A 6,000-nucleotide genomic window follows, 5' to 3' on the forward strand; every position below is an offset into this window, starting at 1 on the left:
GGTAGCCCCGCTACGCGGGGTCCGGAGCAGCGCGGAGCCGCTCAGGCATCCATCGGGTCGAGGATCTCCAGCATCGAGCCCTGCACGAAACCCGCCCATTCGTAGGCGGCACGCAGGTAGTCGTCGCGCTCCTCGTCCTCGGTGTAGCCGCCGTCGTCGGTGACGCCGACCCGCTCGGCGAGGATCAGGCGCAGGTCGGTGAGGAAGGTGAGCCAGCCCCAGGCCTGCGACTCGTCGAGCTCGATCTCGACGAGGTCGCGACCGTCGCTCACGTCGGTGGCGTCGCGCACCGACTGGGCCGCCTGCCGCTTGCCGTCGACGAGGCTGCCGCGGGTGTACCGCTCGAACTCGTCCGCCGCCTCGACATCATCGGGATAGGCGTTCGGCAGCAGGCGATCGATGGCCGGGTCGTCCCCGGACCCGAGGAGCAGCACCGAGTCGACCTGGTCTGCGAGCTCGGAGAGCAGCATCGCCTCCTCCGCCTCCAGCACGAGCCGGACGCCCTCGCCGCTGCGACCGGCGACGATCACGATTCCGCCCTCGCGACCGTCGCCTGCAGCCCGTAGCCGTGCATGGCCTGCACGTGCCGTTCCATCGCCTCCCGATGGCCGGTGGCGACGACGGCCTTGCCCGTCGTGTGCACGAGCAGCATGAGCCGCTCGGCCTCCTCGCGCGAGTAGCCGAAGTAGCTGCGGAACACGTAGCTGACGTAGCTCATGAGGTTCACCGGGTCGTCCCACACGATGGCGCGCCACGAGCGCGCCACGCCCTCACGGGTGGCGCGGTCGAGGTCGACGTCGAGGTCGACGTCGGTGGCTTCGAGGATCCCGGTCACGCCTCCAGCCTGACACGATGCCGGCGGACGCGCACCCCCGTCAGCGCCCAGGCGGGGCATCCGGTTCCCGCGGCCGGTAGACGAACGTCACGAGCACCACCGAGATGATCATGAGCAGGAACCACGACACGAGCTTCGACGCGGAGACGGGGTGCCAGCCGTCGAGCTGGTCCGGGTAGAGCCACGCGCCGCCCCAGGTGGCGATGTTCTCCGCGAACCAGATGAACAGGGCGACGAGCCCGAAGGCGACGAGCAGCGGCATCCGGTGCACCCGCCGCCACACCCGGAAGTGCATCATCGTCGGCCACCACAGCACGACCACCGCGGCGAGCAGCAGCCAGCGGAAGTCGACGATGAAGTGATGAGCGAAGAAGTTGGCGTAGATCAGGGCGGCCACGACGGCCGTGAGCCAGCGCCGCGGATAGCGGGTGAAGCGCAGGTCGAAGAGCCGGTACACGCGCACCATGTACGAGCCCACGGCCGCGTACATGAAGCCGGAGAACAGCGGCACCGCCCCGATCCGGAGCACCCCGTCGCCGTCGTAGCTCCACGAGCCGACGTCGGTCTTGAACAGCTCCATCGCGGTGCCGGTGAGATGGAACAGCACGATCACCCACAGCTCGCGGCCCGACTCGAGACGGGTGGCGAGCATCGCGATCTGGATGGCGACGGCCGCGAGGGTCAGCGCGTCGTTGCGAGCGAGCCAGGCGTCGTCCGGGTACCAGAAGCGGGCCGCGACGATGACGGCGAGGAGCGCCGCCCCGAAGACGCAGGCCCAGGCTTGCTTCGCGCCGAAGACGAGGAACTCGAGGAGCTTCGCCTTGACGCCGTGGGCGGGGGCGCCGGCGAGCAGCCGGTGCGCGGCCCGGTCGAGACGCTGCTCGACGGAGGTGAGTCGGCGCGGATCGGGACGTTCCCCGCCGGCCGGCTGGTCCGCCGCCGTCACGCGCCCGCTCGCTCGGCCCGCCGGGAGGCGGTCACCGTGAACTTCGCGTTACGGGCGATCTGTCGCGTCGGCCCGACGATCCGCTCGAGCAGCGGCCGGTAGCGCAGGTGCGAGTTCCACACGCACCAGAGCTCGCCGCCCGGAACGAGCACGCGCGCGGCCTCGGCGAAAAGATGACCGGCGATGCCCGTGGACAGCGCCGCGTCGCTGTGGAACGGCGGATTCAGCAGCACGAGCGATTCACTCGCGTCCGCGAGGAGCTCGAGGCCGTCGGCGCGCTCGACCGTCACCCGGTCGCCGACCCCGTTCGCCTCGGCGGTGAGGCGGGCGGATGCCGCAGCCGCCGCCGACCGGTCGCCCGCCGTGACCCGGATGCCGGGTCGCGAGAGCGCGAGCCTCGTCGCGATGACGCCGCTGCCGCAGGCGAGGTCGACGGCGGATGCCGCGTCGGGCACGGCCTCGGCGAGGTGCCCGAGAAGGAAGCGGGTGCCGATGTCGACCTTCGTGCCCGCGAAGACCCCGCCGTGCGCGACCACGACGAGGCCGTGCTCGTCGTGCCGCTCCCGGCGCGGCCAGCGGGCCGGCGTCGCGGCGCTCGAGGCATCCGTGTCTTCCCCCGTCCGGCGCATCGCCGGACGCGGGCCGCTCGCCCGCAGCACTCGCGACTTCTGCCGCGCGAGGCTCACGTCGATGCGCGCGAACGCGCGGCCGAGCACCTCGTTCATCGCGGGCGACATGTGCTTCAGCCGTCCGCCCGCCACGATCTGCACGTCGTCGGCCGCATACCGCGCGACGAGCTCGGCGATCTCGTCGAGCCGGTCGAGCGAGCGCGGCAGCCGCAGCAGCACGAGGCGCGCGCCGGTGACGAGCGCGGGGCCGAACGGCTCCGAGCGCACCTCGTGGGCGAGCCCGAGGCGGGCGGCGTTCTCGGCGAGCGCCCGCTCCCCGGTGATCGGGTCCTGGTGCACGCGCACCGCGCGGGCGCCGAGGCTCACAGCTCCGAGGGCGAGCGCCCCGAACGCGTCGTCGATCACGACGAGCTCGCCGGGCGCGAGCGCCCTGATCGCCGGGGTCGCCTCGTCGAGGATCAGCCGGTCGGCGGCATCGGATGCCTCGAGGCCGGGCCCCTCGACATCGGGATGCCGGCGCAGCGCAGTGAAGTCCACCTCGGCAGGGTACCCGGCCTGGACTGGGAGGCTCTGGAGGCATCCAGCCGGGTTTGCTACCCTCGCATCCGCATGCGTCACCGCCGGTTCCCCCGCTCCACCGACCCGGCCGTCGCCCCGAACCCCGGTGCGGCGGCGCGCGAGCGACCCCGCAGCGACGCCGCCCGTCCGCCCGTCGCCCGCCGCTTCGCGGCCCTCTTCGCCTCGTTCGTCGTGCTGGGCACGACCGCCGGCCTCGCGCTCGCGCCGAGCTCGCCGGCGCCCGATCCCGCGCTCGTGAGTCTCGTCGCCGACGGCTCGACCGACACCGTCGCCGAGGCGGTGCAGTCAGTCGAGGTGCACGACACCGCGGTGCTGCCCGGGGTCGCCGCGGAGTCCTACGTCGCCTCCACCGGCACGAATACGCTCGTCGCCGGCGGCACGAACGTCGACTGGGCGAAGCTCGTGCTGATCGAGGGCGCCTGGCCGGTCACCGACGAGAACGTCACGTTCATGATGCGCTGGATGCGGCAGGAGAACGGCGCCGACAACTGGTGGAACCGCAACAATCCGCTGAACAACGGTCAGGGGTCCGGCGGCGGCTCGGGTCTCGGCAGCTACCCCGACCTCGTGGTCGCGGCGTACTACGCGGCGGAGAATCTGCGCTCCGGGCGCTACCCCGCCGTCGACGCGGCGCTGCAGCAGGGCGACTCCGCCGACGCGACCGCGCAGGCGATCTGGGCCTCACCGTGGGCGTCGAGCCACTACGGCTACGGCACGCACTGGAGCTCTCGGCCCTACGACGTCATCGAGGCCCCCGCCGACGCCTGGGGCCGCTGACCCCGCGCCCCGCGCGCGCTGCGCTCAACCCCGCCCCGCGCCGAGGGGGTCGTTTTGCGTCAGCGAACCGCCCGGCTGCAGCACTTTCCGTCGGAAAGTGACCCCCTCGGCGATGGATCGCAGGGGCACGGGCACGGGCGCGGGCGAAGTGGGCACGAGCGCAGCGGGCACGAGCGCAGCGAGCACGAGCGCAGCGAGCACGAGCGCAGCGAGCACGAGCGCAGCGAGCACGAGCGCAGCGAGCACGAGCGCAGCGAGCACGAGCGCAGCGAGCACGAGCGCAGCGAGCACGAGCGCAGGGGGCGCCGGGGGGGGCTCGGGCAGCGGGAGGGGCGGCTACTCGTGCTCGAGCGGGCTCCAGACGACGAGGGCGTTCTCGCGGCGCAGGCGCGTGCCCGCCTTCAGCGTGACGACCTCGCCCGCGGAACCGGCCGCGAACACGCGGCGCCCGGGGCGGTTCAGCATCTCGTCGGCGAGTGCGGCCTCGAGCTCGCGCACGCGGGCCCGGAGGCTCTGCACTTCGTCTTCGAGGCCGAGCACCCGGCGGATGCCCTCGAGGCTCACGCCCTCGGCCGAGAGTTGGGCGATCTCGCGCAGCTGCACGACATCGCGCATCGAGTAGCGGCGCGATTTGCCCGCCGTGCGGGTGGGGGAGACGAGCCCGAGCCGGTCGTATTGGCGGAGCGTCTGCGGGTGCATGCCCGCGAGTTCGGCCGCGACCGAGATCACGAAGAGCGGGCTCGACTCGTCCACGGCTAGCTCCGGGCCTTGGCGAGCAGGTCTTCGCGGGGGTCTTCGTCGGGCAGCGCGGCGGCGAGCGCCTCGACCGCCTCCCGCGCCTCCTTCGAGAGGTGCGAGGGCACCGCGACCTGCACGACGGCGAGCAGGTCGCCCGTGCCCTTCTTCGTCTCGACCCCGCGGCCCTTCACCCGCAGCACCCGACCGCTCGGGGTGCCGGGGGCGACCTTCAGCTTCACGGGGTCGCCGCCGAGGGTGGGCACCTGGATCGTGGCACCGAGGGCGGCCTCGGCGAAGGTCACCGGCACAGTGACGCGGAGGTTCAGTCCGTCGCGCTCGAACACGGGATGCTTGCGCACATTGACGGTGAGGATGAGGTCTCCGCTCTCGCCGCCGTCGGGCGAGGGGTGCCCCTTGCCCCGAAGCTTGATCTTCTGGCCGTCGGCGACGCCCGCCGGGATGCGCACCGTGATGGGCTTGCCGTCGGAGGTCTGCAGGGTGATCTGCTCACCCTTGGTCGCCGTGATGAAGTCGAGGGTGGTGGTCGCCGTGACGTCGCGCCCGCGAGTCGGCCCGCCGTAGCCGCGGAACCCACCGGACGGCTGGCCGAAGCGGCCGCCGCCGAAGAGCCCGCCGAGCAGGTCGTCGTAGTCGCCGCCCTGCTGGAAGGTGTAGCGCTGACCCCCGCCGCCCTGGTTGAACATGCCGCCGAAGACGTCCTCGAAGCCGCCCTGGCCGCCCGCGCCGGGCGCGGTGAAGCGCGCGCCGGAACCCATGGCCCGGATGGCGTCGTACTCCTTGCGCTGCTCGGGGTCGGAGAGCACGGCGTTCGCCTCGGAGATCTCCTTGAACTTCGCCTCCGCGGCGGCGTCGCCGGGGTTCTGGTCGGGGTGGTACTTGCGCGCGAGCTTGCGGTAGACCTTCTTGATCTCGCTGTCGCTCGCGTCCTTGGAGACGCCGAGCACCTGGTAGAAGTCCTTGTCGAACCAGTCCTGACTGGCCATCGGCACCTCCTTTCCTTGAAGTCTGTCGTATCTGTTGAACGGAGCGGGAGGAGATTCACTGCGGCGGAGGTCGGATCGAACGATCCCATCCTCCCCTGGCGCGAATCTCCTCCCGTCTCGTGGGGCCGGCCGCCGGGCTCAGCCCTGCGGGCTCTTCACCACGACCTTGGCCGGTCGCAACTGGACCTCGCCCAGCTGGTACCCGGTCTCGACGACGTCGGCGACGGTGTCGACCTCGACGTCGTCGGCGGGCTGCTGGAAGATCGCCTCGTGCAGCTGCGGGTCGAACGGGTCGCCGACCGCGCCGAAGCGCACCAGCCCGAGCCGCTCGGTGACCTGCCGGAGCTTCGCGGCGATCGTGCCGAAGGCGGTGTCGCCCTCGAGGTCGCCGTGCTTCTCGGCCCGGTCGAGGTCGTCGAGCACGGGCAGCAGCGCGGCCACCGTCTGCCCGACGGCCCGGTCGCGCTCGAGCTCGCGGTTCTGCTCGGTGCG

Annotated in this window: 9 protein-coding genes; 1 reads left to right on the forward strand and 8 read right to left on the reverse strand. The window is 72.4% G+C overall.

Features of this window, described 5'->3' with window-relative positions:
- Nucleotides 1-41: 41 nt before the first annotated feature.
- From M3147_RS09915 to M3147_RS09930, 4 genes are read right to left on the reverse strand one after another with little or no spacing between them, the layout of a single operon-like run.
- Nucleotides 42-530, reverse strand: coding sequence for a DUF2017 family protein (locus M3147_RS09915; RefSeq protein WP_251203295.1), 489 nt, complete (start codon nt 528-530; stop codon nt 42-44).
- On the reverse strand, nt 527-835 hold the full coding sequence (clpS, locus tag M3147_RS09920; protein WP_251203296.1) for an ATP-dependent Clp protease adapter ClpS: 309 nt from the start codon (nt 833-835) through the stop codon (nt 527-529). Before clpS ends, M3147_RS09915 begins: the two co-directional genes overlap by 4 nt.
- 40 nt (nt 836-875) lie before the next feature.
- Nucleotides 876-1,781, reverse strand: a complete 906-nt coding sequence (locus tag M3147_RS09925) for a DUF817 domain-containing protein (protein ID WP_251203297.1) — start codon at nt 1,779-1,781, stop codon at nt 876-878.
- Nucleotides 1,778-2,947, reverse strand: coding sequence for a class I SAM-dependent methyltransferase (locus tag M3147_RS09930; protein WP_251203298.1), 1,170 nt, complete (start codon nt 2,945-2,947; stop codon nt 1,778-1,780). Before M3147_RS09930 ends, M3147_RS09925 begins: the two co-directional genes overlap by 4 nt.
- Nucleotides 2,948-3,019: 72 nt before the next feature.
- Between M3147_RS09930 and M3147_RS09935 the strand changes: the two genes are divergently transcribed.
- The gene (locus tag M3147_RS09935) at nt 3,020-3,766 is read left to right on the forward strand and encodes a hypothetical protein (RefSeq protein ID WP_251203299.1); all 747 of its coding nucleotides are present in this window, start codon (nt 3,020-3,022) and stop codon (nt 3,764-3,766) included.
- 59 nt (nt 3,767-3,825) lie between these two features.
- Here M3147_RS09935 and M3147_RS09940 read toward each other — a convergent pair whose 3' ends face one another.
- The 4 genes from M3147_RS09940 to M3147_RS09955 all read right to left on the reverse strand — a co-directional run.
- Entirely contained in the window at nt 3,826-4,065 is a 240-nt protein-coding gene (locus M3147_RS09940) for a pentapeptide repeat-containing protein (protein ID WP_368859829.1), read from the reverse strand.
- Between the two features lie 37 nt (nt 4,066-4,102).
- Nucleotides 4,103-4,519, reverse strand: a complete 417-nt coding sequence (locus tag M3147_RS09945) for a heat shock protein transcriptional repressor HspR (RefSeq protein ID WP_308201061.1) — start codon at nt 4,517-4,519, stop codon at nt 4,103-4,105.
- A 2-nt stretch (nt 4,520-4,521) separates the two neighbouring features.
- Nucleotides 4,522-5,508, reverse strand: coding sequence for a DnaJ C-terminal domain-containing protein (locus M3147_RS09950; protein WP_251203301.1), 987 nt, complete (start codon nt 5,506-5,508; stop codon nt 4,522-4,524).
- 138 nt (nt 5,509-5,646) lie between these two features.
- Nucleotides 5,647-6,000 (reverse strand): nucleotide exchange factor GrpE (locus M3147_RS09955; RefSeq protein WP_251203302.1); only part of this gene is annotated, 354 nt, incomplete at its 5' end.

Origin of the sequence: Agromyces mediolanus, from assembly GCF_023715325.1 — a bacterium.
Classification (GTDB): domain Bacteria; phylum Actinomycetota; class Actinomycetes; order Actinomycetales; family Microbacteriaceae; genus Agromyces; species Agromyces mediolanus_A.

Excerpts from the sequence above, each read along its gene's own strand:
- M3147_RS09950 (WP_251203301.1), bottom strand. The coding sequence starts at position 5,508 with ATGGCCAGTCAGGACTGGTTCGACAAGGACTTCTACCAGGTGCTCGGC.
- M3147_RS09935 (WP_251203299.1), top strand. The coding sequence starts at position 3,020 with ATGCGTCACCGCCGGTTCCCCCGCTCCACCGACCCGGCCGTCGCCCCG.